We start from the raw sequence: 25,572 nt of genomic DNA on the forward strand, positions 1-25,572 counted from the left end.
TGTTTTGTCAAATCCGGCGCCTTCGTTATTCTTTTGTTAAGTGTTCATTGCGGGGGAAGGAACGTTTATCAAGAATAACTTCATCCGCCGCATCCCTGTTTGTAGTTCCTTCGCCGCGCCTTTCTAAAATCGGTGTATCTGGTGTATCTTGAAATACGGGATTTCTACGTTCATAGTCTTCATTAGGTCCAAGGGAAATATTCATCCCCTGTTCTTTCCCATTTAATGGGGGCATTTCTGGATAGTCGGTAGAGATATTAGCATTAAACTCTTTTGCCTCTTTTTCAACTGCCAGCAAGAATTTTCCTTGTTCCAGTTCAGTGGAAAATTGATCAAGCTCTGCTGCCGGAATATCCAAGTTTGCTGCTTTCGTATTTTCATTTGTGCCGAAACCAAGGTCTTCCATTGTAAAATAGCTTTTCAATTTCTCAAAAAAACCAGCGGATTCATTTGTATCACCAGATGCAATGCTTGCGTCAGTATTAGCTTCCAAATAATCAGTATCTGTTCTGTTCGTCACGACAGAAAAATCCTCTGCAACATATCCTTTATTCGTCAGTCTTTCAATTGCGTTAATGGTCTCTTCTGGAGTCTCGTAAACAGCTACAATACTTTTTGCCATTTTTATTCCCTCCTTGAAAAATCGAATAAACATCTATGTTCATCCTTTTCCCCTCATACAAAGATATAAACGGAAAGATGATTTTACCAATTAAGGAATGAAAAGGTTATGTTATTAGAAACGTGATTTTTACAGTCTCTTTAAGCGATCACAGGAAAAAACCAGAACAATTCGAAAGAGTTCTGGTTTTTATCATTTAACGTTCGCAAGCAATCAAATCTTTATCTCTGTCGCTTTTTTTGTTGGCATCATAAAGAGCTTTAGAAACGTATGGCTTGTATTTTGTTTTCCCGCCTTTATTTTTCACATTGGCAGCACGGGCCACTCCGCCCTTGTATTTTTTGTTGAGCTCTGTGCAGTTTTTATAGGTAACTACTTTTGTGGCAGCTTCTGCCTCGTTAACCGTACTAAGTGTGAAGGTAAAAAGCAGACCTGCTGCTATAGCAGCTTTCATGATTGACTTCATAAAGATTCTCCTTTGAATGTTACATTAGAATTAGCGTATTTATTGGGAAAAATAGTTATTATTTTCTAATATACTTCCAATCCCTATATGATAGTATCTTAATCCTCTTATACTAGCAATAAAAATATGATATTATGTATAAAATTAATTTCTAAGAAATTAGTCAAGGGAGGATCGAGTGCTTAAGGACTTAAGGGGACCGCGGGAAATGGAGCCTGACGTTGGCATGCTTTTTGCCTTGGTTATGGTATAAAAAGAATTCTAGATAAGACATAAAGGGAGGAACTTTTCATGACACTCCAGCAATTGAAATATGTGGTGGAAATTGTACTGTGCGGTTCAATAAATGAAGCGGCAAGACGTTTATACATGTCACAGCCGAGTTTGTCAAAGGCAGTTAAGGAGCTGGAAAAGGAGCTCGGTTTTGAGATTTTTCTGCGGACCTCAAAAGGAATAACCTTATCAAAAAACGGGGCTGAGTTTCTCGGTTATGCCCGTCAAGTAGTGGAGCAGTCGGAGCTGTTAGAGCGCAGATATTTTAACAGCGCACCTTCTCAGCAGCTGTTCTCTGTTTCCACACAGCATTATGCATTTGCTGTCAATGCATTTGTCGAAATGATTAAAAAACATGGTGCAGATGAATATCAATTTACGTTGAGAGAAACGCGGACATATGAAATTATTGAGGATGTTAAAAACTTCCGCAGTGAAATTGGCATTCTGTATGTAAGCTCCTTTAATGAAAAGGTCATGCTGCAAATGCTAGAACAGGAAGGGCTTGATTTCCATTCTCTTTTTGAGGCAGGGCCCCATATTTTTGTGAGTGCCCAAAATCCTCTTGCGAAAAAGTCATCTGTAACGCTCGGGGATTTAGAAGCATTTCCTCGTCTGTCCTTTGAACAGGGAGAGTTCAATTCCTTTTATTATGCGGAGGAAATATTCAGCACGATTCCAAGAAAGAAATCGATACAGGTGAGTGACAGAGCGACATTGTTTAACTTGCTGATTGGCTTAAACGGATATACGATTTCTACTGGTATATTAAGCTCTGATTTAAATGGATCTGATATTGTATCGGTTCCCCTTGCTGAGGAGGAAACAATTTCTGTCGGATGGATTGTTCATAAAAAAACGAGACTTAGCCGGATTGCTAATCTTTATTTAGAGGAGCTTAAAACATTCGTAGATTTTTATGCGAATAAGTGATATAGCTTTTAGTTATAACGGACGATTACTTTTATCAGTTACTCTATACCCTTTTAATTATGCTAATATACAGACAATAATGAGGACAAAGGGAAAAGAGGGAAAGTACATGCAAACGATTGATAAATCAACACAGAAAAAAGCACCATTTCGTGCAGATCAAGTAGGAAGCTTACTTAGATCGGAGGCAATCAAGCAGGCTCGTCTCCAAAGAGCTGCTGATGAAATTACAGCTGAGCAATTAAGAGAAATAGAAGATACAGAGATTGCAAGAATTGTGGAAAAGCAAAAGGAAGTTGGCTTGCAAGCTGTAACAGACGGTGAATTCCGCAGAGCATGGTGGCATTTCGATTTCCTTGAGGACCTTCAAGGCGTGACAGGCTATCAAGCAGGATCAGGCATTCAATTTAAACAGAAACAAACAAAATCACGTTCTATTAAAGTTACTAGCAAGCTTGGGTTTGACAAACATCCATTTTTGGAGGATTTTAAATTCTTGCAGCAAGCAGCAGGTGATCATACAGCAAAAATGACAGTCCCAAGTCCAAGCATGCTGCATTTCCGCGGTGAGGTGGACAGTGCTGTCTATCCGGACCAGGATGAGTTTTTTGCAGATCTTGCGCAAACTTATAAAAAAGGACTGCAAGCATTTTATGATGCCGGCTGCCGTTACATACAGCTTGATGATACATCATGGGCTTATCTATGCTCAGAAGAACAGAAGGAACAGCTTCGCGCAAAAGGATTGGATCCTGACTATTTAAGCAGAAAATATTTAGAAACATTAAATGCAGCAGTTTCTGACCGTCCAGATGATTTTAAAGTGACTATGCATATTTGCCGCGGGAATTTCCGTTCCACATGGATTTCTTCTGGAGGCTATGAGCCGGTTGCAGAAAAATTGTTCGGCCATCTGAATATCGATGGATTCTTCCTTGAATACGACAATGACCGTTCTGGAGGATTTGAACCGCTTCGCTATGTGAACAGACCTGACTTAAACATTGTATTAGGATTGATTACATCTAAATTTGGCGAACTAGAAAGCAAGGATGTCATTAAGCGCCGAATTGAGGAAGCGTCTCAATATGTTGACTTAAATCAATTAGCTTTAAGCCCGCAGTGCGGCTTTGCTTCAACAGAGGAAGGCAACCTGCTTACAGAAGAGCAGCAATGGGACAAGCTGCGCCATGTTGTGGAAATTTCTAAAGACGTGTGGAAGTAATAGTTAATACAAAAAAACTGGTTGAAATTAATTCAGCCAGTTTTTTATTGTTTTACAATAGGATAAAGCAGTAGTCTATAATGGAAGAAAAGGAAGGAGCTAAATGCTTCATGATAAAAGCTGTTTTGTTTGATTTAGACGGAACTTTATTGAATAGAGACGAATCAGTCCTTCGCTTTGCTGACCGGCAATATGAAAGATTGAAAAAGTGGACAGGACATATACCGAAAGATACGTATATTAATAGATTCATCGTATTGGATGCGAAAGGGTATGTGTGGAAAGATAAAGTATACAGGCAGCTTGTTGAAGAATTTTGCCTGACTGGCATTACCTCACAGGAACTGCTGCAAGACTATTTAGATGAGTTTTCCTACAGCTGTGTTCCTTTTCCTAATGTAAAAGAAATGCTGGAAGAGCTGGCAGCAGCAGGGTATAGACTTGGAATAATTACAAACGGATTTGGTAAGTTCCAAATGGGAAATATAGAGGCATTACGTATAAGAGGCTATTTTGATGCTATATTGATATCAGAATGGGAAGGTGTAAGAAAACCTGATCCTGCCATTTTTTTGCGTGCACTGCAAAGAATGGATACAGTTCCTAATCAAAGTATATTCGTCGGTGATCATCCGCAAAATGATATTGCTGCAGCTAGTCATGTTGGCATGGTGAGTGTATGGAAAGAAAATGCGCAGTGGAGCGGGGGAATTGCTGATTATACAGTGACGGATTTAGGTGAGATCCCAAACTTACTTCATGATTTAAAAAATAATTCCTAGAATAGTTGTTGGGAGGCAATTATATGAATGAAAGGTTTATTATCGACTATCAATCGCCAATCGGCCTTATCGAAATAACAGGTACAAAGGCTGGAGTATATTCTGTTTTGTTTACAGAAAGAGACAGCTTGCAATATCCGCTGACAGAGGACATACCGAAACCATTAACAGACTGCTATGAGCAGCTTGATCAGTATTTTAATGGCGAGCTTGAAACATTTAGTTTTCCCTACATTATAGAGGGAACTAATTTTCAAAAAAATGTGTGGACAGCATTAATGGACATTTCCTACGGAAATACGGGTTCCTATAAAGAAATTGCCGTCAGTATCGGCAATGAAAAAGCAATCAGGGCTGTCGGCAGTGCAAATGGCAGAAATAAGCTATGTATTGTTATCCCTTGTCACCGGATTATCGGCAGCAACGGAAGTTTAACCGGATATGCAGGTGGGTTATGGAGGAAGGAATGGCTGCTTGACCATGAAAATAAAAAACATGTCCCGAAGCAATAAGCTCGGGACATGTTTTTTATATTTTAAACTGCTTAATGATTGTTTGCAGATCATCTGCTAAAAGAGCAAGTGCCTGGGACGAAGAAGTGATTTCTTCCATAGAAGCAAGCTGTTCCTGTGTAGCAGCAGAGATATTTTGGGTGATGGCAGCTGAATCTTTCGCGACACCACTTACATCAAATATCGATGCATGGACAGTTTCGGTTCCTTTTGCAAGCTTATTCAAGGCTTCTGATATATCTTCAATTTGGGATACAACACTATTTACGGCAGTTTCGATTTTTTGGAAAGAGGTGCCGGCAGAATGAACAACATTCAGTCCTGAATGAACCTCGTGAGATGCTCTTTCCATTGTTTCCAATGTATGCTCAGTATCCTTTTGAATTAATTGAATCAATTTTGAAATTTGTTCTGTTGAATTAGTTGATTCCTCTGCAAGCTTTCTGACTTCATCTGCGACAACAGCGAAGCCTTTGCCGTGCTCACCAGCTCTAGCCGCCTCAATGGCAGCGTTTAATGCCAACAGATTTGTTTGCGCTGAAATGCCAGTGATAACATTTGTGATTTCTCCAATTTCATTTGAACGTTCCTTCAAGCTTCTGACAGCTTCTGATAAGCTGTTAACATTTGCATAAATAGAATTCATTTGTGTGTTAACTTCTGCAATTGCTTCGTTTCCTTCAGTAGACACTTGAGATGCGTGCAGAACATCTTTTGTTATTTTTTCCGTGTTATCAGCAATTGTTTTCGTATAAGCTGTTATGTCACTGATAATATGTGCACTGTCTTCCACCTTATCTACTTGTTTGTCTGTTCCAGCGGAAAGCTCTTGTACAGTAAGAGTTATATGCTCGCTTGCTTTGCTGTTTTCCTCCGCGCTAGCACTTAATTCCTCTGAAGCGGCTGCAACCTGCTGAGAAGAATCATATACAGTGCTGAATACAGATTGCAGCTTTGATGTCATATGATTAAAGGACTCTGACAGCTGACCAATCTCATCACGTGATTGATAACTGCCTTTTACTGTGAAATCTCCGTTTTCAGCAAGAGAAAGAAGCTCTTTTACTTCCTTCACAGGATTGATAATCATTCGTCCAATCAGAATACTTAATCCGATTAGCAGCAGTAAGCCGACAATGATGACTGCAGCAACAAAAATCGTAACTGTTTTTAAGCTATCTTTGCTTTTGCTGTAAATATTTTCTGCATACTGTGTTTTTGTGTTTGCAAGTTCTTTAAGCGTATTATTAACCTTCGCTCTGTTTGGTTCTACTTCTTTTAAGTAAAGGTCATAGCCTTCTTCATTTTTGTTGGCAAGGGCCAATTCGACAACCTTATCTCTTGCGGCAGATAATGCAGTGATTTGTTCTTTAAACTGCTCGAGCAGTTTTTGTTCATCAGACATTAAGTTTCCGCTCTCAATTTCCGCAACAAGTGCATCAATTTCTTCCCAAGCAGAAGTAATTTCCTCGTGCAATTCTTTATTTTTGCTTTCGTCAGTCGTCAGCAGCAATTCTAATGTATATGCGCTGCTCGCCCTTGTATTTATCCTGATCTGCAGCATGTCTGTTACTGGCAGTAAATTCTCCTTGTACATAATCTCTGTGTCCTTTGCCATGACACGGATATAATTTAATCCTAAAAAGCCGACTGATCCGAGTGCAAGAGCACTTACTAAGATGATAATGAACAGCTTCTTTGTAATAGATAAGTTCTTAAGCAGTTTCAATGTATATTCTCCTTTTAAGTAAGATAAATTCCTGAAGCTAATACATATATCGACAGAGTTAAATTAAAATATAGAGGTGTAATTTTTCCTCTTTTTTCCTTAAGGCGATTGTCCATGCATGGAGTTCCTTCTTCTTGAATAAATACTTGTAAGGGGTGAAAAACTGGAGGAATTTGAAAAATAAAAAAGAAGTTTCGCTCTGTGAATAAACGGTTAATTACTAGAATCAGTATGAAAAAAAGATTCTGGAATAAAAAGGCTACATAATAGTGCAAAAAAATCAATTATGCTATAATAAGTGATTAATTGAATATTGAGAAATTTTTCGTTGTTTTTAGTAGAAAGGGAAGGAGAAGGCAAATGAAAAAAAGGGTGGTAATCTATACAGCGATAACGAAAGGCGATGACGAATTAAAGGAGCCGGCAATTAAATCTAATCAGTGTGACTATATATGCTTTACAGATGATCCAGCACTTATTTCATCTACATGGCAAATAAGGCCTCTTCCTCCAAGCGACTTGGATATTGAAAGGCAGTGCCGGCAGGTTAAAATCATGCCGCATTTCTTTTTGCCTGAATATGAATTCAGTATTTGGGTAGATGGGAGTATGGAGATAACTGGAGATATCGATGAGCTGATTGAGCAGTACTTTCTGCTAGGCGACAGACCGCTGTATACCTTTAAGCATCCACTAAGTGACTGCATTTATGAGGAAGCGAACGAGTGTATAAAGCAAGGGTGCGACAATGAAGAAATTATCAGGGATCAGCTGGCGAAATATAAAGAGGAGTATTACCCTAAACATAACGGCTTGATTGAAAGCAGTGTAATCCTTCGAAAAACACATTCTCCTGACGTGATGCAATTAATGGAGCAGTGGTGGAAGCTGGTGAAGAATTTCAGCAGAGCAGACCAGCTTAGCTTCAATTATGCAGCATGGGTATCAGGATTCTTTTATGGATATTTGCAAGGAGACAGCAGAGGAAACAGTAAATATTTCCGCCATGTTCACACAGCAGCTGTGCTGGAAATGGAGCTGCCTGAACTAGTTTAATAGGTAATTTTTAAGGGAGGCATGGATATGCCTCCCTTTTTGTTGCTTTAAGCGGGCAGCTTTTTCGATATGAGCTTGAATACATAGAAGTAAAGGAACACACTAACAAGTGCTGAGAGAAAGATTAAACCGAACACAAGGATAGGCATCATCCAGTCTGCAACAATTACAGCAAAGGGAGCTAAGAACCTGCCAATGGTAAATTGCAATTTAGAGGCTCCCATATATAAGCCGCGCGATTCTTGGGGTGCATATTCACTCACAAAATTATTCATCACAGGAGAGCGAATAATTTCTCCGAAGGTAAAGATAACGGTAAACAGCATTAAAAGCCAAATATTTGTTGTCAGCCCGACGGCGAACATTCCAATGCCTGCTAAAAAAGAGGAAAGCATAAAAATATCGCGGTCTTTCCAATCTTTAAGCCATTTGGCAGATGGAAGAACAAAGAGGACAAACATCAGCCCGTTTAAGCCGAGCATCCAGCCGAAGGCTTCTGTGCCAGACAGTGTAAAGGACCAGTCATTGACTGACAACACCGTTTGGAGGTGCACAAACTCTGTCACATAAATTGCTAAATAAAGATCAAGCTGCATAATAGCTATAATCGCAAAAACTCCTGCTGCAATATAAAGCACAAATACTTTGTCAGAGAGTAAGGTCCTGTATGCTTTCCACTGGTTAAGGAATGTATTCCAAATACCTCGAGAACCTTGATGACTATTTGCAGCTGCCGGCACAGTTTCTTTTATGGCATAAAAGATGGCAACACTGTAGATGGCCATAATGAGCATACAGGCCCATAGTAATTCTGTTCTGTACTGGAAAAAAAGGGTTGCCCCGATTGCAGGTCCTAATACAGCTCCAATATTGTTAGCTGTGATAAAGACAGCAAATACTTGACGCCTATTCTTCTGTGTAGTCAAATCCGCTACCATGGCATCACTTGCAGGACTATAAATTGCCCCGCCGATTCCGATGCCAATAAAACAAAGATAGTCTAGCCAGTGGGAGGAGGATAAGGCAAAAACAGCAAACATGAGCGCTTTTAAGCAGCACCCTGTAAGCATTATAGGCTTTCTCCCAAAACGGTCGGCTAAATCACCGCCAATCATGCTGAATGCAATTGCTGTAAGGGGAGGAACTGTCATAAGCAACCCTGCTAACTGACTGCCAAGTGCGCTGCTGAAGTAAACAGCGATAAAGGGAAAATACATCCAGTACAATAAGTTGAAAAGAGCTTCTCCAAAAAGCCGTATTTTTAAATTGGCATTCCATACAGTTATGTTCATTTCATTACCTTTTCCTTTTATTTAGTTTCCGGCCGGTATATTTATCCTAAAATAATAAAAAAATTAAATATAGACTTATATTTTGATTTATTTTATAATAATAGTATGAAAATTTAGAATCTTCATCTCTTCGTTTAAGTGCGATAAAAATCGAACATATGCTTCATTTAGCTGTACGGTACTTTCCAAATGAACATAAGAAACTAGCCATCTATGCTAGTTTCTTTTTTTTATGACATAAATTGAACTAATGTTTTATAAAAATAAATTAATTATTGAAATTAAGTTTCAATAATCCTATAATAAAATGGTAACCAAGAATGGAGGACTAACGTATGGATCAGAAGCTCAAGTTACTAACTACAGAATCTCGAAATGATCAAACAATGCATATAGACACAGCAAAGACGATAGATATCTTGAAGCTTATGAACGAAGAGGATCAAAAGGTTGCCCTCGCAGTACAGCAAGTGCTTCCAGATGTTGAAAAGGCTGTTCAATTTGCCTGTGAGTCTATTAAGAATGGCGGCCGCCTTATTTATATTGGGGCCGGCACAAGTGGTCGACTTGGTGTTTTGGATGCAGTCGAATGCCCGCCGACTTTCAGTACTGCCCCAGGGTTAGTTCAAGGGATAATAGCCGGAGGGGAAAAGGCATTTGTCACTGCTGTTGAAGGAGCAGAGGACAAAGAGGAGCTTGGAGCACAAGATTTAAAAGATATTAGCTTAACAGCCTATGATACAGTGATTGGAATTGCTGCGAGCGGACGTACTCCATATGTAACAGGTGCGCTCTTGTTTGCGCGAAGTGTTGGAGCGAAAGCAATCGCGCTCTCATGCAATAATCAGTCCGTTATCAGCGAGGCTGCTGACCACAGTATAGAAGTGGTCGTAGGGCCGGAAGTGCTCACTGGTTCGACAAGACTAAAAGCAGCAACCGCACAAAAGATGATATTGAATATGATTTCAACAGCTACAATGATTCAGCTTGGGAAAGCCTATGAAAACTTAATGGTAGATGTGCATGTGAGCAATTATAAATTAAAAGAAAGAGCAATTAACATCATCTGTAAAACTACAGGGGCAAGCTATGATCATGCTAAAGAGGCACTGGAAAACGCCCAAAACGAAGTGAAAACGGCAATTGTGATGCTAAAAACGAATAAAGAATACAAAGAAGCGAAGGAACTTCTCGGCACAGCGGGCGGTTATGTAAGAAAAGCGGTTAACTTAGCAGGTGGCAAGGAAGAATAGCACAACTACGCTACCGAGTGAATAATATTGAGACGGCAACAAGGCTGTCTTCTTATACGAGAAAATTAAAGCGGTTTCATTTTTAGTTGTTTCAAATGAGAATAAAGAGGGGGAACTAAAATGTCCGGGGAAAATCATGTTTTAGCGCAAAAAATCTTAGAACAGCTGGGCGGTCCTGCTAATATAGCAGCTTATACACACTGTATGACTCGCCTGCGTGTAACGCCTGTTAATTTTGCTGTTGTAGATAAAGAAGCAATAAAAAAAATCGCTGGTGTATTAGGGCTGGTTGAGGATGAGACACTGCAAATCATTATAGGACCTGGGAAAGTTAATAAGGTTACTGAAGCATTTGGAAAGCTTCTATCCTCATCAGGCGAAGTAAATCTAGAAGAGCTAGCAGCACAGAAAAAGTCAGAGTTAAAAGCGAAAAACGCTACTCCTGTCAAACTGTTCTTACGAAAAATCGCCAATATTTTCATTCCGCTAATCCCCGCCCTTGTAGCATCAGGATTAATTACAGGAATTACGAAAGCTGTTGTACAAGGCGGCTGGCTTGCGGCAGAGTCGCAATTTGCGCTGATATTAACAGTGATCGGAGGCGGCTTATTTACCTATCTAGGCATTTTAGTCGGCATAAATGCAGCGAAGGAATTTGGCGGTTCACCTGCATTAGGGGGAGTTGCCGGCATTTTAATCATTAATCCGTCTGTCGCTGGAATAACTCTTTTTGGAGAAGAACTGCTGCCTGGACGGGGCGGATTAATTGGTGTTTTGTTTGCAGCCATCTTCATTGCCATTGTCGAAAAACATGTCCGCCGCTTTGTGCCGCAGTCCCTTGATATTATCATAACTCCAACAGTAGCTTTATTAATAACAGGAATTATCACCTATCTCGTGTTCATGCCAATCGGGGGCATTATCTCAGATGGAATTACAAAAGGCTTGCTCGCTGTTTTGGATATGGGCGGAGTTGTAGCCGGCTTTGTGTTAGGAGCTGCATTTTTGCCGTTAGTTGTAACAGGCTTGCACCAAGGGTTAACTCCTGTTCATCTTGAAATAATAAATGCAATTGGGGATGATCCTCTGCTGCCGATTTTAGCAATGGGCGGAGCAGGCCAGGTAGGTGCAGCATTTGCCATCTATTTAAAAACGAAAAAAACACGCTTAAAACGAGCGATTGGCGGTTCCTTGCCGTCCGGTTTGCTCGGTATCGGGGAGCCGTTGATTTTCGGGGTGACACTTCCCCTTGGCAGGCCATTTTTGACAGCTTGCCTTGGAGCAGGAATAGGCGGCGCATTTCAAGCTTATTTTAAAGTTGCTACCATTGCTGTCGGCGTTTCCGGATTACCGCTTTCCTTTCTAGTTCATGCCGAACAGATTTTACTATACTTGGCCGGGTTAATCATTGCTTATGCAGCAGGGTTTGCTTTCACATTTTTATTTGGATACAAGGATGAAATGGCGAGTGAATTCGAATGATTGGGATTTCCTTTTATTTAAATGATCCTCTCGCTGAACAACGATTAATAGAAGCAAGTATGCAAGGAGTTAAAAAGGCATTCACCTCATTGCATCTTCCTGAGGAACAGGGGCATCTTGCTAGCAAGGTAAAAAAACTGCTTGCAACAGCCAAAGCTAATGGAGTCGAGGTTTATGCAGATGTGTCTCTGAAAACCCCCAGCCATTTAGGAATAGCAAATTTAGAACAATTGAGGGATCTTGGCATAGCAGGAATTCGACTTGACGACTTTGATTCGCATAGGATTATTAAGCTGTCAAAGCAATTCCACATTGCCCTTAATGCAAGTACAATTTCAAGGATAGAGCTTAAAAGTTTGCTTGCAAATGGACTAGAGAGTGAAAGGCTGATTGCTTGGCATAATTTTTATCCTCGCCGTGAAACTGGCTTAGATGAAAACTTCTTCAAGAAGCAAACCGCTTTATTTAAACAATATAATATTCCAGTATGTGCCTTCATACCAGGAGTAGGGGAAAAAAGAGGCCCCATCTTTGAAGGGCTTCCAACGCTGGAAAGCCATCGTGATATAGATCCCTTTATAGCAGCAGTTGAGCTGTTGAAGGTGGGAATAGATGATGTGTATATAGGAGATCCAGCATCAGGTAAGGAACTTTTAGCGAAGCTGATGAAATTTCATTCAGATCGCATCCTCCCACTTCGTATATATTCCTCCGTTCTCCAAGGGGGAATTTATCGCATCCGTCCCGATTTTGCCCGCGATGTGCTGCGCTTAATGGATACAAGGAATGATGAATCTGCAGCTCCTGAATATACAGGGGAGCGGCTTCGGGGAATGATTACAATGGACAATGACTTATATGGGCGCTACCGAGGGGAAGTTCAAATTGCCTTACGAAATCTTCCTGCAGATGAACGGGTTAATGTCATTGGTCAGGTTATCGAGGAGGATCTCGAGCTACTGTCACATATTCAACCAGGTCAACAGCTGGAGTGGAAAGTATTGGGGTCATACTAGAGCGAGTACAGAGCAACATGTAACAAAATAATAGTGAGCTTGTGCCCTGTTATATTTTTAACAGGGTTATTCTTATGTTTTAATAGAGTAATAATTGCTAATTTTATGATAAACTAAAGCAGTAAAGAAATAACTTACAGGAGTTTTCAATAAAAAAGAATGCAGCTTAGCTTGGACAGCAGCATTCTTCCTAATGATTGCTTCTGTTTTTTAGCAGCCATGCTTTTGCAGCAAGTCCAACTGCTAAACCGGGTATGACACAGAGAATCGGCATAAATATCGGTCCAATCAAGATGCCGAATAAGGTCCATCTCTGTGAATAAATCAGCCCGATGGTTACAAAAATCGTACATGATACGTAGGGAAGAAAGGCGTAAGGTGGAGTAGAACCTTCCTTATATGTATCTCTTACAGCATCCCACATGGCAAAAAAATACAGACATGGATAAAACATAAGCCATTGAAAGTGAATATATTCCGTTGCTTTATCAAAATGACCATTGAAGCTGGAAATGATCGCAAGATTAAAATTGGATTGGCGGTTAATGACCATTTCCATCAAAATAAAAAGCAGTGATTTTAAGATTTTGTGATTTAACAGCTGGCCAAAGCCAGGAAAAGCAATCGACCATAACAATCTTTCCAATGTTACTTTATTCAATTTAGGATCAGCCTGCTTCCTATTTGTATATTGGTAATTGGTATATAGAAAAAACAGTAACTTGTCATAATGCCGCTGTTTCTTATTATTACACATAGCATTTTAAATATTAATTTTTTTACAGAATTTGTATAATTTTATCGCGCGAATATTAGAGGTAGGTGCAGAAGTTTGAAGGAAATAACATATATGGACATACATAAAGAAGGAGAAGTAGTTCTTGATACTGCTAGGTTTCGCCATTATCATGATCCGAAGATGCTCAGTCGTTATGACAGTAATTTTATTGCATTTAAGGAAATGCCAAATAAGAAGGAATTCAGCGATACAGAAAAATATCTACAGGAATATCATGTTGCAAGAGGGCAAAAACATGTAAAGTTTGTGTTTCCGCCGAATGAAAAGCTAGATGATTCATTATTAACTAATCTTTCTAGTGAAGGCTATGACACTGGATTTACGGAGTTGTATAAAATAAATCCGCGAGATTTTCCAGGATATGAGATGCAAAAAGAAATAGAAATTGCTCATGTCGGAGCAAATCAGCTTGAGGATTTTTTAACATTAAACTATCAGCAAGACCTTGTCTTCGGGAGTGCGTTTGCGTCAATGAAGCAGGAAAATAATCGGAGTCACTTTAAGGATTCTGCTTTTGGGCAGGTTATCGCTTATTATAATGGAGTGCCTGCTGGCGGATTAGTAGCAATCCTGAAAGAACAAACAGTCGAGATTGATGGTTTGTTTGTGCTGCCGGAATTTCAACGAAAACAAATCGCGGCACATCTCCAGCAATTTGTGATGAAGTCCTTTCCCGAAAAGACGGTTATACTGCTTGCAGATGGTGAGGATACACCAAGGGAAATGTATAAAAAGCAAAATTATGAATATGTCAGTTTTCAGTATGAAACAGTGAAGGTATTTGAAGAGGATTAAATCTATTGCAAAGGGGATGAGCAGCGTGAAATCAGTTAAAGTTTTTCATTATGATGCATTCAGCACCATGCCGGACAAAGGCAATCCTGCTGGAGTGGTTTTCACAGGAGATTTATGCAGTAAGTCGGAAATGCAAGAGATTGCCTTTAAGGTTGGATTTAATGAAACAGCATTTATTGCCAGCTCTGACAAAGCAGACCTGAAGATAAATTACTTCACACCTGGCCATGAAATGGATTTATGCGGACATGGGACGATCGCCTGTTTATACGGCCTTTACGAACAGAGATTATTGCCTCCGAAAGAGGAGTTAACAATAGAAACCAAAGCTGGCATACTACCGATTAAACTAAAGGTAGATAATTCAGGAAGAATGTACATAACGATGAAGCAAGCACAGCCAAAGTTTATGGAATTTCGAGGTTCCCAGAAAGAGCTAGCCTTGGCAATTGGTTTAAAAGAAGATGATTTATCGGAAGAGCTGCCAATTATGTACGGCAGTACAGGAATATGGACACTGCTTATCCCTATCAGGAGCTTATCTGCGTTTAAGAAGATGAAGCCGGACAATCAATTGTTCCCGAAAATTTTGACAGAGAATCCAAAGGCATCCTTGCATCCTTTTTGCCTCGAAACAGAACAGGAAGGCGCTGATATGCATGCCCGCCATTTTTCTTCGCCATTTTCTAAAACAGTGGAAGATCCTGTCACAGGCACCGCCTCTGGAGTGATGGGTGCTTATTATGCTTCTTATATTAAAGAGCAGGCTAAAAAGCCATTGCATTTAATAATAGAGCAAGGTTTGGAAATGAACCGTGCAGGCACAGTGTTAGTAACGGTGTCAGAGGGAGATAACGGACTTGGCATAGAAGTTACAGGAACAGCAGTGTATGTGAATGAAATGGAAATAAATATTGGTCATTAAAAAAAATGGGCTGGAAAAAATAAAATAGATATTGCAACGTTTGGGAATATACGGTAATATGTTAAATAATTATTAAAGCGAAGATAAGGACATGAGTTGTTTAAAAAAGTTGACAGAGAGGGAAGTGCAAGCTGGAATCTTCCTAACAGATTTTAACATCTTACCACCTTTGAGCTGTGTTGGGGAAATATAGTATCCAATGCCGTCAATGCTGCGTTAAAGCACAATAAGCCGCAAAGTTTTTGCGGGAAATTGGGTGGAACCACGGGTATAAGCACGCTCGTCCCTTGCTAGAGGGATGTAGTGTGCTTATTTTTTTATATAAAAAAGTGATGAAAAGGACATGAATTATTTTTACGGTCTACAGAGAGGGAAGTGCAAGCTGGAAACTTCCTGGCTTAGGAAAATGATTTACCGCCTTGGAGCAGTGCCTTAGAAAAGGTACCGTTAGCTGCGTTAAAGCACAATAAGCCGCAAAATTTTTGCGGAAAATTGGGTGGAACCACGGGTATAAAACGCACTCGTCCCTTGTTAGAGGGATGAGTGTGTTTTTTTTATACAAATTTTTAATAGGAGTTGATTGATTGATGAAGAATCAATGTATCAGAGTGAAATTTCCGGATGGGAAATGGAAGGAATATAAAAAAGGAGCTACAGCAGGGGAGATTGCAGAAAGTATTAGCTTAAGTTTGTGCAAAAAAGCAGCAGCGGCAAAAATAAATGGTCAGCTGCTAGATTTAGCTACTCGACTGGAGGAAGATGCCGAGCTTTCGATTATCACTGTTGATTCTATCGAAGGGCTAGGAGTTTTGCGCCATACTGCTGCACATATTATGGCACAGGCATTGAAAAGATTATATCCATCTGTCGAGTTAGCAACAGGTCCGGTCATTGAAAATGGTTTTTATTATGATGTGAAAAGCGAGGTACCGTTATCACTTGGTGACTTGTCAGCTATCGAAGCAGAAATGAGGAAAATCATCGACGAAGATTTGCCGATTGAGCGTATCGAAGTTTCCTTTGATGAGTCAGAAAAAATTTGGCGCGAAAGGAAGGAATCCTACAAGTTAGAATTATTGAGTGCAATACCAAGCGATGAAATCATTTCCATTTATAAGCAAGGAGAATTTATGGATCTATGCCGTGGTCCTCATCTTCCGCAAACAGGGATGTTGAAGTTTTTTGCGTTAACAAATGTTTCTGGAGCCTACTGGAAGGGAGATAGTCAGAATGAAGCCCTTCAGCGTGTATATGGAACAGCATTTGCTCATAAACAGGACTTAGCGGATTATATGCACTTTTTAAAAGAGGCAGCGAATCGGGATCATCGTAAATTAGGAAAGCAGCTAGGCTTATTTATGTTTTCTGAAGAAGCTCCAGGCATGCCGTTTTATTTGCCTAAAGGGCAGCGGATTCGCAATGAGCTGGAAAAATTCTCAAGAGAATTGCAGCAGGAATCGGACTATGAGGAAGTACGCACTCCTTTTATGATGAATCAAAGACTATGGGAACAATCAGGACACTGGGATCATTATAAAGATAATATGTATTTCTCTGATGTCGACAATCAATCCTTTGCACTGAAACCGATGAATTGTCCTGGTCATATGCTTGTTTACAAAAATAATTTATATTCATACAGAGATTTGCCAATCAGGCTAGCTGAGTTCGGCCAAGTTCATCGCCATGAATACAGTGGCGCCTTGAACGGGATGCTTCGAGTCCGTACATTTTGCCAAGATGATGCCCATATTTTTGTGCGGGAGGATCAAATTCAAACAGAAATCAAAGACATAATTGCGCTGATTGATAAAGTATACAGCACATTTGGATTTGATTATAGTGTGGAGCTGTCAACAAGACCGGAGGATTCTTTAGGAGATGACAGCCTTTGGGAAGCGTCAGAGCATGCCCTTGAACAAGTGCTGGATAATTTAAACATCAACTATGTGGTAAATGAAGGCGATGGAGCATTTTATGGACCGAAGATTGATTTTCATATTAAAGATGCATTAAACAGAAGTCATCAGTGTGCGACAATTCAGCTAGATTTTCAAATGCCGGAAAAGTTTGATCTTGTCTATATAAATGAGAACAATGAAAAGGTTCGGCCAGTTGTTATTCACAGGGCAGTTTATGGAAGTCTGGACCGATTCTTTGGCATTCTAATTGAACATTTCAAAGGAGCTTTTCCAGTTTGGCTTGCACCACTCCAAGTGAAAATCATTCCCGTTTCACATGTACATCTGGACTACTGTTTACAAGTTCAATCCGCCTTGAAGCAAGCTGGTATTTCTGTTGAATTAGATCAGCGGGAAGAGAAGCTAGGCTATAAAATCCGAGATGCCCAGCTGCAAAAGATTCCTTATATTCTTGTATTAGGTGACCAAGAAGCGCAAGCAGGAACTGTAAATGTCCGCAAGTTTGGCAGCAGGGACATAAAGGAGCAATCGCTCATGCAATTTATCGATGCTGTAGGCAAGCAAATAAAAGATAGAAGCTTATCATAATTTCATAAAAAAAGCCTGTCTTGCTAGTCTATACGACTAGTTTGACAAGGCTTTTTTTATATTTCAGGCAAAGAAGTATCTTTAAACACTTGGAACCGCAAACAGCTTCAAAAAGCCGTTCAGCTTATAGGCAGAATGATTTAATAAATAATCTAATCTCGTTCGCAGCCTGATAATTGTATAGATAATGGTTACAAGTATCGCCAAGAAAATCCCTCCTGAATATGGTTCTGCCATTTAATTATGGCTTTTTTAGTGTTTCAACATATAAAAATATTATTCGTACCAATAAATTAGAGAGCAAAGAAGAATTTTTATAATATTTCGACACAAAAGAGTGAGCTTGTATTAAAATGACTATACACAGGCATTAGAGAATGGAGGCGTATGGAAGGTGGAAGCACCGATTTTAGTATATAGAGGCACATATATTGAAAGCACACATGATATTCATATAGCTGTAGTCAATAGAGATGGAGAATTGATTTACTCCTATGGAGATCCGAACAGATTGACATTTCCACGGTCATCCATGAAACCGTTCCAGGCTATTCCCCTTATAGAAACTGGTGCAGCAGACCGCTTTGCTTATGATGGTTCTGCACTTGCACTAAGCTGTGCTTCACACAGCGGTGAGAGCTATCATCGCCACACTGTCCTTGATATTTTAGACAAGCTTGGTTTGAAGGAAGATGCCCTCCAATGTGGGACACATACACCTTGGGATATGGCGAGCTATAAAAAATTACTAACAGCAGGCAAAGATGTTACACCAGTTTACAGCAACTGCTCTGGCAAACATTCTGGCATGCTGGCAACAGCGGTCCATATGAACGAAGACATTGCATCCTACCGCGAGATTACCCACCCTGTTCAGCAGCGGATTCTTGAGGCAATCGAAGCAGTATGCTCCTATCCAAAAGAGCAAATCAGAATCAGTGTGGACGGATGCGGGGTGCCTGTCCATCAACTGCCTTTACTACATGCAGCACTTGGTTATGCGAGGCTTGCCAAACCTGATGCTTCAAACAAAAGAGAAGGCGCTCTTGAAAGAATAAGGGATGGGATGATAAATTATCCGGAAATGGTTGGCGGAACGAAACGGTTTGATACAGATTTAATGAAAGCATTTGGAAATCAGATTGTTTCAAAGGCAGGAGCAGAAGCGGTTCAATGTCTTGGTTTAACGATGGAGGGAATCGGCATTGCTGTTAAAGTGGAAGATGGAGGGACAAGAGCTGTCAGTGTTGCCACAATGGAAGTGCTCAGGCAGTTAGGGGTAGGTAATGAGCAAATTTTTAAACAGCTGTCTAAGTATATAGAAGCGCCTGTTTATAATGCAAGGAAGGAAAAAATCGGCGCAGTGAAAGCGAACTTTGTTCTTAAGAAAACGCAGGGGGAAATATAAATAAACAAGGAGACAGGATGCCCCTGTCTCCTTGTTTGTTATTATTTGCTTTGTGCTGGTGCTGCTGATCGAAGGAAGAAGGATACCCCAAGACCAATCAATAAAAACACACTAAGAATGATGAAAGACATTGTCAGCATTCCTGTTTTTAACAGCTGTACAGATACGATTGGACCAGCACTTGCTCCAAGAAACAGAATGAAAGCATTAAATGAGATAGCTGTTCCTCGCGCATTGCCTGCTTTTTGGCTGATTAAAGATATAATGACAGGTGAAACTACTGCAATTCCGGTCACAAACAAAACACTCATAATGACAACTGCAGGCAGAGAGGTGCAAAAACCTAACAAGAATAATCCAGCAGCGGAAAGGCCAAGGCCAGCTCTCATGACGTTCAATGCCCCAAACCGCTTGGAAATGGATCCGACAAAAAAAGCAATAAGCATCCCAATAATTCCAACTGCTCTTACATACAAAATCTGGTCACTAGATAAACCGAATTTCGGAGAGGATAAATAGCTGCCCAAAATAGTGTACATACCAACTAATGTAAATAACAGCATGAACGTAACCGAGAAGCAAAGCAGGAGCTGTGGCTGATAAAACAGCTTTTTTATCTGCTTAAACTTGCTCCAAATATGCTCGGTTGATTTTTCCTGCTCCTCTTTCGGCAGAGCTATAATGACAAGCACGGCAGAAAACAGATAAACAACACCTAAAATAAGAAAGATTGCATTCCACCCGAGCAGTTCATTAATAATGCCGCTAAAAAGCTGCCCGATGATGCCGGCCATCAATAATCCAGTACTGATAAAGCCAACGACTGTGACCCTTTTATTAGGTGGAAACATTTCGCCTGCATAAACAAGGGAAATGGGTGCAAATGCAGCAGCAACAAGTCCTTGTATTGCCCTTAAAACCACGAGCGCATGATAGGAATGGACAAAGCCAATCATAAATGTAATAACAGTTAATACACTGATGCTGACTACCATAAGAACCTTTCGTCCATATTTATCGGAGATAGGTCCATACAGTAAGCAGCCAAGAGCATAACATAAAGAAAACGAACTGCCTATCCAGGATGTCTGGTCTAAAGTAATGTGGAATTCCTCTGAGAAGACGGAGGTTAAGGGAATGGTAATGTACATACTTGTTAACAAGGTAAGTCCGCACCAAAATAGAATAAATGTTATAAAGGGATAATTCCTTTTTTGACTTGCCTCGTTAATAATTGCGTGACTCAATTTCAGCGCTCCTTTTATTGTTAGTTCTCTCCTAAAGATGAGGAGATGATGAAATCCATCTGATTATATAGCCTTTCTAAAAGGTATGCAATGATAGGGATTTTATCCGAGTTCTCAAAGAATGAATGATTACCAGAGACTTAATAAAAGAAATAGGAATATTTTCTTATATATTTGCCAAATTACTTGTCGATATAGGGGGTAGAAAGATATAAAAAGTTAAGGACAGGAGACATCATGGGGAATTTAAAGAGAATAAAGAAGATGAAAATGACGATTCAAAAGAAGCTATTAATCACCTTTTTGCTGTTAGTCATTATACCTGTACTAACAATAGGAGCAGTCTCCTATTTCAGTGCAAACAAGGCGATTTCAGACCAAATCTCGTATGCATCAGAGGCGAGTGTAAACTTGTTAAACGAATATATAGACAGTACAGTAGAGCCAAAGGTGAAAGATGCTGAATTTTTTGCTGAAAACATTGCGGTAAATAAAAACAGCGTAAAAGAGAATTCAGATTTACGCAAACGGCTTGATGAATATGCATCCCTCCATCCCGAGACTGCCAGCATCTATGTAGGCACCGCGAATGGAGAGATGATTCAATACCCAGTTAAAAAGCTTCCGGACGGTTATGACCCAAGGGAAAGAGATTGGTATAAGAATGCAGACCCAACAACAGAAACAGTGATTTCTGATGCTTACTTATCAGCTTCCGGAGAAATGGTTGTTACCATCTCCAAAAAGCTTGCTGATGGATCTGGTATCCTTGGCATAAATTTAAAGGTTGATTCGATAAAAGAAGTTGCTCAAAAAGTGACAATCGGTAAAGAAGGCTATGGCTTTATCCTTGGGAGGGGAAAACAATATATTTATCACCCATCGAAAGAGTCCGGCTCTGAGGCAAAAGACAGCTTCATGTCTGCACTGTATGAAAGTGAATCAGGACATCAAAACTATGAGCTTGATGGTGAGCTGAAAAGCATGGCATTTACAACGAACAAATTAACTGGCTGGAAAATTGCCGGGACGATGTATAAAAGTGAAGTGGATAATGCATCAGCATCTATTGTAAAGTCATCGTTAATTATTCAGATTTTTGCTATCCTAGTTGGCATTGCTGTTGCAATTCTTGTTACACGTTCAATCATCCGCCCGCTTCAGAAGCTGAAGAATAGTGCACAGGTTATCAGCAAGGGAGACTTAACAGCGCCGATTGAAGTGTCTTCACATGACGAAATTGGCGAGCTTGGCACAGCATTTTCCGATATGAAGGAATCACTGCGGGGGCTGATTTCACAAGTAGATTCAAATACAGAGCAGGTGGCAGCAGCAGCTGAAGAGCTGTCAGCAGCTTCAGAAGAAACAAAAACAGCAACTGTTCATGTTGCCTCCTCTATTCAACAGATTGCAAGTGGTGCAGAGGTGCAGACTACTGGCATGGAAAAAACAGCAGCAGCTATTGAAAAGGTAGGACAAGGCATAAATACAATTTATAATAATGTGGAAATGGTCAATAAGGAAGCAAGATTGACAGCAGATCATGCAATAGAGGGCGGAGAGTCTGTCAAAAAAACAGTGGACCAAATGACCACTATTTATAACCATGTGAGCGAATCAGATCAAATGATAAAATCATTAAACGATCGCTCTAAGGAAATAAATGAAATAAGCAATGTAATCAGCGGAATCGCTGAACAGACAAACCTGCTTGCACTTAATGCCGCAATTGAAGCAGCAAGGGCTGGAGAGCAAGGCAAGGGATTTGCTGTCGTGGCTGAGGAAGTAAGAAAGCTTGCAGAACAGTCGCAAACATCTGCTAAACAGATTACTGGTTTGATTAAAGATATTCAGACAAGTACAGAACAGACTGTTGATAAAATGAAGCAGGCTGCTGAAAGTGTTGAAACAGGAATCGAGGTTTCACAAGAAGCAATCGTCAAGTTTAATGCCATTATTGAAGGAATCAAAAATATGGCACCAAAAATGGACGAAGTCTCTCATATCGTTAAAGGTGTTAATGGAGAAATACAGTCCGTCACTGCGACTTCATTTAACTTAGCAAATATCGCTAAAGAAAACACTTCTGCATCAGAAAGTGTTGCAGCAAGCACAGAACAGCAAATTGCTGTCCTTGAGGAAGTTACAGCTTCAGCTAAATCACTTGCAAACATGTCAGAGGAACTGCAAGAGCTGATCCGCAAGTTCACTGTGTAATTAGGCAAATAAATCCAATTGTTGGAACGGTTTTTCTTTCAGCTAAGAAAAGCTGCTGTACCAATGATAAGACCGCTTTTGTCACAAAACAGAAGCGGTCCTTTTTTTCTATCCTTATTGCCGGGATATAGAATATAATGGAGAAAGGAATGCATCGCCATAAGGAACCAAAAGGCTGTTGCACCAATCTTTAGAAAAGATGGAGAAGAAAACTTAAAATGTCAAATGAACTATTCCTTTTTTCCTTTATTGATATTTGCGGTGGGTTATTGAGCGCTTTGCTATGCATTTACGCCTTTTTTAATATACGCCATGCTCCTGGGGGCATCTTCTATATTTTAGGGACTTTTTGTTGCTCGCTGTTTACGTTCTTTTATGTTTTTGAACTGAACAGTCAATTACTAGAGCATGCAAAAATCTGGCTGCGACTAGAATATTTAGTTTTGCCCTTCATCCCTGTCTTTACATTATTTATGTGCATGGAGTATGTCGGAGTAAAGTGGAACCGGCATTTGTATTACTTTTTTTTCGGTCTGCCACTGCTGACAATACTTGTTCACTATACAAATGATTTTCACCATTTTTACTATAAATCGATGAGTATGGACACATCTGGACCTTTCCCTGTTTTGAGCTTAGAAGGAGGACCATGGTTCTATGTTCATTCCTTTTTCCTGTATGCCTGTGTGTTAGGGAGCATTGTCCTCTTGCTTGCGCAATTTAGAAAGGGCAGAGCAAGCCGCTTTAAGTGGCAGATAGCCACGATGACTGCAGGACTATTTGTGCCTGTGCTAGGGAGTGTTTTGTATTTAACTGGTTTAAGTCCAAATGGCATTGATTTAGGACCAATATCAATGAGCATCTCTTTTATTTTCCATGGTGCCGCCATTATATCCTTGCAGATGTTCAGCGTTGCACCAATTGCTAGAGAAAAGGTGTTTGACAGTATGGAGGAAGGGGTTTTAGTTTTAAACCATAACAACATAATTGTAGATTTTAATCCAATTATGCAGCAGATGGTGCCGAAAATCAGCCGTGCCATTGGCAAATCGATTAACGATATCCTCAAGGACAGTCAAACGCTGTTAGGTATTATCTCTAAAGGAGAAAAGCGCGATTATAAACAGGAAACTGCTTATGGAGATATTCATTATCAAATTAAATTCACCCCAGTATTGCACAGAAGTAAGCATCTCGGTCAAATCATCACATTTGTAGATGTGACAGATAGAATACATCTGCAAGACCAGCTGAAAGCAATCGCAAGCATAGATGGGTTAACAGAGGCTTATAACAGAACCTTCTTTCTGCAAAAAACGGAAGAGCTGCTCGATAAGGGGTATTTGAAAAGCTTGAGCATCATCATGTTTGATGTGGACTATTTTAAAAAAGTAAATGATACTTTTGGTCATAAAGCAGGAGATACCATCCTAAAGCAAGTGGTTAAACTGGCTAAAAAGCATATGAGAAGATCTGATATTATTGGCCGGTATGGCGGTGAGGAATTTATCATCTGTCTGCCTGATGCTTTCATGCAGGAAGCAATTGTTATTGCCGAAGCAATTCGCAGAGAAATCGAAAGAACACACGTCGATGTAGATGGAAAAGAAATCAAGGTGACGACAAGCTTCGGTGTTGCAAGTGCTGCTGCTAACGACCAAAAAAACAGCAAGCTTATCGCCTCCCTTATGGATGAAGCCGATATGGCACTATATACAGCGAAAAATAACGGCAGAAACTGTGTTCGGTCATTTGAAGACCCGGTTGTCATTCACTAAAAAATGTATCCTGTTAACAGGATACATTTTTTTTATGCAGGGCTTTTCTGCCGATATATTTGGCTTGCCCACAACAAATACATTCCCCCGAAGAAAATATATAAAAGCCCATTGGCCGCACCTAATGCTCGCGGTTCAAATACTTCAAGCAGCAGACCTGTAACGAACATGGATAAACCTAAGCTTGTATTGCCGATTGTGGCAGATAAGGCAAAATAACTTCCTTGGTGCTTTTGCGGCATGGTTTTCATCACAACTGTATCAAGCAATGCATTTCCGACACCTCCAAAAACCGTCAATATCCCAAACAGGACGGCAATCATTGCAAACGAGTTCACCTGGCTTACAATCAACAGAATAATTCCCTCAATGATCATCGCGAGATAAGCAAACAATAAGAAGTTTCCCTTAATTAATCGAGTGAAAAAGGGGCTGATAATAAAGCCAACTCCCAAGACGCTGTATAGAATGCCTACTCCTAGATCTGCAGCAGGAAAGGTGTCTATCGCATAGATGCTTATAAGGACATTTTCTATCCCGTTAGCTAAAGGTACAAAAATATCAGCACTTAACAGCATGATAAATAAGGAGGAAGAGAAAATTACGGCTATAAGCTGATTACCTTTCTCCTTCGTTGCTGGCTGATGAGCTGTATGCCGAACAGCATCATCTATTTTTGCAATTCTGCTTATAAATGCTGCTGCAGTCAAGAAGGATAAGATATTGACAAAAAAGGCAGCTTTTTGGCCAAATAGCAGGGAGATGATTCCGCCGGAAAATGCGCCGATAACAAGGACGAAGCCCAACTGGACTTGTTCCCACCCGTTTACTGCTTTCATACTTTCCCCATTTATTAGTGCTGGAATGCTTGCCTTCCGCACAGGCGCATAGAGGGCTTCACCGCTGGCCAAAAGAAACGAGGCAACATAAATAATCCATATATCTTCTTTGCTGTTTACAAATAGAAAGGATATGGCAATGAAAGCCCGGACTATGTCTGTATAAAGCAAAACTTTTTTTCGAGACCATTTAGCAGCAACCATACTGCTAAGTGGCCCAAATAGTAAGAATGGCAGCATGCGCAAAGCCAGTGTTATGCCTACAGACATACCCGATGCAGACAATTGTAAAAGAAGCGACAGAGAAGCTACTTGACTGAATCTGTCTCCGATGCCATTGATAAGGCCAGAAAAAAACAACTTCTGATATTCCTTTTCTTGCGACAGAATAGACATGATTGATCACCTTCTAA

22 protein-coding genes and 2 other annotated features are annotated in these 25,572 nt (G+C 40.1%); of the genes, 14 read left to right on the forward strand and 8 right to left on the reverse strand.

Going from position 1 to position 25,572, the window contains the following annotated elements:
* Window positions 1-25: 25 nt before the first annotated feature.
* Together L8T27_RS05495 and L8T27_RS05500 are read right to left on the reverse strand one after the other, a co-directional pair.
* Window positions 26-622, reverse strand: a complete 597-nt coding sequence (locus L8T27_RS05495; RefSeq protein WP_233317097.1) for a YflT domain-containing protein — start codon at window positions 620-622, stop codon at window positions 26-28.
* Between the two features lie 196 nt (window positions 623-818).
* Window positions 819-1,076, reverse strand: a complete 258-nt coding sequence (locus L8T27_RS05500) for an excalibur calcium-binding domain-containing protein (protein WP_233317184.1) — start codon at window positions 1,074-1,076, stop codon at window positions 819-821.
* 303 nt (window positions 1,077-1,379) lie between these two features.
* Here L8T27_RS05500 and L8T27_RS05505 point away from each other — a divergent pair, with 303 nt between their 5' ends.
* From L8T27_RS05505 to L8T27_RS05520, 4 genes are all read left to right on the forward strand, one after another.
* Window positions 1,380-2,294 (forward strand): LysR family transcriptional regulator, encoded by a 915-nt coding sequence (locus L8T27_RS05505; RefSeq protein WP_233317096.1) that lies wholly within the window; start codon window positions 1,380-1,382, stop codon window positions 2,292-2,294.
* Between the two features lie 109 nt (window positions 2,295-2,403).
* Window positions 2,404-3,519, forward strand: coding sequence for a 5-methyltetrahydropteroyltriglutamate--homocysteine S-methyltransferase (locus L8T27_RS05510; RefSeq protein WP_237941073.1), 1,116 nt, complete (start codon window positions 2,404-2,406; stop codon window positions 3,517-3,519).
* A 110-nt stretch (window positions 3,520-3,629) separates the two neighbouring features.
* The gene (locus L8T27_RS05515; RefSeq protein WP_233317094.1) at window positions 3,630-4,301 is read left to right on the forward strand and encodes an HAD family hydrolase; all 672 of its coding nucleotides are present in this window, start codon (window positions 3,630-3,632) and stop codon (window positions 4,299-4,301) included.
* A gap of 23 nt (window positions 4,302-4,324) precedes the next feature.
* A complete protein-coding gene (locus tag L8T27_RS05520) occupies window positions 4,325-4,813 on the forward strand; it encodes a methylated-DNA--[protein]-cysteine S-methyltransferase (RefSeq protein WP_233317093.1) in 489 nt (162 codons plus the stop codon).
* A gap of 16 nt (window positions 4,814-4,829) precedes the next feature.
* Here the strand turns inward: L8T27_RS05520 and L8T27_RS05525 are convergent, their stop codons facing one another.
* A complete protein-coding gene (locus tag L8T27_RS05525) occupies window positions 4,830-6,542 on the reverse strand; it encodes a methyl-accepting chemotaxis protein (RefSeq protein WP_237941075.1) in 1,713 nt (570 codons plus the stop codon).
* A gap of 360 nt (window positions 6,543-6,902) precedes the next feature.
* Between L8T27_RS05525 and L8T27_RS05530 the strand changes: the two genes are divergently transcribed.
* Window positions 6,903-7,598 (forward strand): glycosyltransferase domain-containing protein, encoded by a 696-nt coding sequence (locus tag L8T27_RS05530; RefSeq protein WP_237941077.1) that lies wholly within the window; start codon window positions 6,903-6,905, stop codon window positions 7,596-7,598.
* A 47-nt stretch (window positions 7,599-7,645) separates the two neighbouring features.
* Here L8T27_RS05530 and L8T27_RS05535 read toward each other — a convergent pair whose 3' ends face one another.
* Complete coding sequence (locus L8T27_RS05535) at window positions 7,646-8,890, reverse strand: MDR family MFS transporter (protein ID WP_237941079.1); 1,245 nt, start codon at window positions 8,888-8,890, stop codon at window positions 7,646-7,648.
* Window positions 8,891-9,225: 335 nt separating this feature from the next.
* Between L8T27_RS05535 and murQ the strand changes: the two genes are divergently transcribed.
* The 3 genes from murQ (at window position 9,226) to L8T27_RS05550 (ending at window position 12,641) form a co-directional block, all read left to right on the forward strand.
* Window positions 9,226-10,143, forward strand: a complete 918-nt coding sequence (gene murQ / locus L8T27_RS05540) for an N-acetylmuramic acid 6-phosphate etherase (protein WP_233317089.1) — start codon at window positions 9,226-9,228, stop codon at window positions 10,141-10,143.
* A gap of 120 nt (window positions 10,144-10,263) precedes the next feature.
* A complete protein-coding gene (locus L8T27_RS05545) occupies window positions 10,264-11,625 on the forward strand; it encodes a PTS transporter subunit EIIC (protein ID WP_237941081.1) in 1,362 nt (453 codons plus the stop codon).
* Complete coding sequence (locus tag L8T27_RS05550; RefSeq protein ID WP_237941082.1) at window positions 11,622-12,641, forward strand: MupG family TIM beta-alpha barrel fold protein; 1,020 nt, start codon at window positions 11,622-11,624, stop codon at window positions 12,639-12,641. The genes L8T27_RS05545 and L8T27_RS05550 overlap by 4 nt, the downstream gene beginning before the upstream one ends.
* 190 nt (window positions 12,642-12,831) lie before the next feature.
* Here L8T27_RS05550 and L8T27_RS05555 read toward each other — a convergent pair whose 3' ends face one another.
* A complete protein-coding gene (locus tag L8T27_RS05555) occupies window positions 12,832-13,302 on the reverse strand; it encodes a hypothetical protein (RefSeq protein ID WP_233317086.1) in 471 nt (156 codons plus the stop codon).
* A 171-nt stretch (window positions 13,303-13,473) separates the two neighbouring features.
* On the opposite strand from L8T27_RS05555, the gene L8T27_RS05560 reads away from it, so the two are divergent.
* The 3 genes from L8T27_RS05560 to thrS all read left to right on the forward strand — a co-directional run bounded on the left by L8T27_RS05560 (window position 13,474) and on the right by thrS (window position 17,670).
* Window positions 13,474-14,235, forward strand: a complete 762-nt coding sequence (locus L8T27_RS05560) for a GNAT family N-acetyltransferase (RefSeq protein WP_237941083.1) — start codon at window positions 13,474-13,476, stop codon at window positions 14,233-14,235.
* A 25-nt stretch (window positions 14,236-14,260) separates the two neighbouring features.
* Window positions 14,261-15,160, forward strand: a complete 900-nt coding sequence (locus L8T27_RS05565; RefSeq protein WP_237941084.1) for a PhzF family phenazine biosynthesis isomerase — start codon at window positions 14,261-14,263, stop codon at window positions 15,158-15,160.
* Between the two features lie 71 nt (window positions 15,161-15,231).
* Window positions 15,232-15,451 (forward strand) — a binding site (T-box leader).
* Window positions 15,452-15,483: 32 nt separating this feature from the next.
* Window positions 15,484-15,692 (forward strand) — a binding site (T-box leader).
* Between the two features lie 55 nt (window positions 15,693-15,747).
* Window positions 15,748-17,670, forward strand: a complete 1,923-nt coding sequence (gene thrS / locus L8T27_RS05570) for a threonine--tRNA ligase (RefSeq protein WP_237942259.1) — start codon at window positions 15,748-15,750, stop codon at window positions 17,668-17,670.
* An 81-nt stretch (window positions 17,671-17,751) separates the two neighbouring features.
* Here thrS and L8T27_RS28625 read toward each other — a convergent pair whose 3' ends face one another.
* Window positions 17,752-17,877, reverse strand: coding sequence for a hypothetical protein (locus L8T27_RS28625; protein ID WP_267913469.1), 126 nt, complete (start codon window positions 17,875-17,877; stop codon window positions 17,752-17,754).
* Between the two features lie 187 nt (window positions 17,878-18,064).
* Here L8T27_RS28625 and L8T27_RS05575 point away from each other — a divergent pair, with 187 nt between their 5' ends.
* Window positions 18,065-19,078 carry an asparaginase gene (locus L8T27_RS05575; RefSeq protein WP_233317883.1) on the forward strand — a complete coding sequence of 338 codons (1,014 nt, stop codon included), beginning with the start codon at window positions 18,065-18,067 and terminating at the stop codon, window positions 19,076-19,078.
* A 41-nt stretch (window positions 19,079-19,119) separates the two neighbouring features.
* Here the strand turns inward: L8T27_RS05575 and L8T27_RS05580 are convergent, their stop codons facing one another.
* Window positions 19,120-20,325 carry an MFS transporter gene (locus L8T27_RS05580; protein WP_233317881.1) on the reverse strand — a complete coding sequence of 402 codons (1,206 nt, stop codon included), beginning with the start codon at window positions 20,323-20,325 and terminating at the stop codon, window positions 19,120-19,122.
* A 237-nt stretch (window positions 20,326-20,562) separates the two neighbouring features.
* Here L8T27_RS05580 and L8T27_RS05585 point away from each other — a divergent pair, with 237 nt between their 5' ends.
* Window positions 20,563-22,542, forward strand: coding sequence for a methyl-accepting chemotaxis protein (locus tag L8T27_RS05585; RefSeq protein WP_237941085.1), 1,980 nt, complete (start codon window positions 20,563-20,565; stop codon window positions 22,540-22,542).
* Between the two features lie 218 nt (window positions 22,543-22,760).
* The gene (locus L8T27_RS05590; protein ID WP_237941086.1) at window positions 22,761-24,320 is read left to right on the forward strand and encodes a histidine kinase N-terminal 7TM domain-containing diguanylate cyclase; all 1,560 of its coding nucleotides are present in this window, start codon (window positions 22,761-22,763) and stop codon (window positions 24,318-24,320) included.
* A 32-nt stretch (window positions 24,321-24,352) separates the two neighbouring features.
* On the opposite strand, the gene L8T27_RS05595 is transcribed toward L8T27_RS05590, so the two are convergent.
* Entirely contained in the window at window positions 24,353-25,555 is a 1,203-nt protein-coding gene (locus tag L8T27_RS05595) for an MFS transporter (RefSeq protein ID WP_237941087.1), read from the reverse strand.
* Window positions 25,556-25,572 lie beyond the last annotated feature (17 nt).

It is taken from the genome of Niallia sp. Man26 (assembly GCF_022049065.2).
GTDB lineage: Bacteria > Bacillota > Bacilli > Bacillales > Cytobacillaceae > Niallia.

What these genes read in the sequence shown, in the direction of transcription:
- murQ (WP_233317089.1), top strand. Translation starts at nt 9,226, where the DNA reads ATGGATCAGAAGCTCAAGTTACTAACTACAGAATCTCGAAATGATCAA.
- L8T27_RS05510 (WP_237941073.1), top strand. Translation starts at nt 2,404, where the DNA reads ATGCAAACGATTGATAAATCAACACAGAAAAAAGCACCATTTCGTGCA.
- L8T27_RS05530 (WP_237941077.1), top strand. Translation starts at nt 6,903, where the DNA reads ATGAAAAAAAGGGTGGTAATCTATACAGCGATAACGAAAGGCGATGAC.
- L8T27_RS05590 (WP_237941086.1), top strand. Translation starts at nt 22,761, where the DNA reads ATGTCAAATGAACTATTCCTTTTTTCCTTTATTGATATTTGCGGTGGG.
- L8T27_RS05595 (WP_237941087.1), bottom strand. Translation starts at nt 25,555, where the DNA reads ATGTCTATTCTGTCGCAAGAAAAGGAATATCAGAAGTTGTTTTTTTCT.
- thrS (WP_237942259.1), top strand. Translation starts at nt 15,748, where the DNA reads ATGAAGAATCAATGTATCAGAGTGAAATTTCCGGATGGGAAATGGAAG.
- L8T27_RS05550 (WP_237941082.1), top strand. Translation starts at nt 11,622, where the DNA reads ATGATTGGGATTTCCTTTTATTTAAATGATCCTCTCGCTGAACAACGA.
- L8T27_RS05495 (WP_233317097.1), bottom strand. Translation starts at nt 622, where the DNA reads ATGGCAAAAAGTATTGTAGCTGTTTACGAGACTCCAGAAGAGACCATT.
- L8T27_RS05585 (WP_237941085.1), top strand. Translation starts at nt 20,563, where the DNA reads ATGGGGAATTTAAAGAGAATAAAGAAGATGAAAATGACGATTCAAAAG.
- L8T27_RS05515 (WP_233317094.1), top strand. Translation starts at nt 3,630, where the DNA reads ATGATAAAAGCTGTTTTGTTTGATTTAGACGGAACTTTATTGAATAGA.
- L8T27_RS05500 (WP_233317184.1), bottom strand. Translation starts at nt 1,076, where the DNA reads ATGAAAGCTGCTATAGCAGCAGGTCTGCTTTTTACCTTCACACTTAGT.
- L8T27_RS05520 (WP_233317093.1), top strand. Translation starts at nt 4,325, where the DNA reads ATGAATGAAAGGTTTATTATCGACTATCAATCGCCAATCGGCCTTATC.
- L8T27_RS05535 (WP_237941079.1), bottom strand. Translation starts at nt 8,890, where the DNA reads ATGAACATAACTGTATGGAATGCCAATTTAAAAATACGGCTTTTTGGA.
- L8T27_RS05545 (WP_237941081.1), top strand. Translation starts at nt 10,264, where the DNA reads ATGTCCGGGGAAAATCATGTTTTAGCGCAAAAAATCTTAGAACAGCTG.
- L8T27_RS05505 (WP_233317096.1), top strand. Translation starts at nt 1,380, where the DNA reads ATGACACTCCAGCAATTGAAATATGTGGTGGAAATTGTACTGTGCGGT.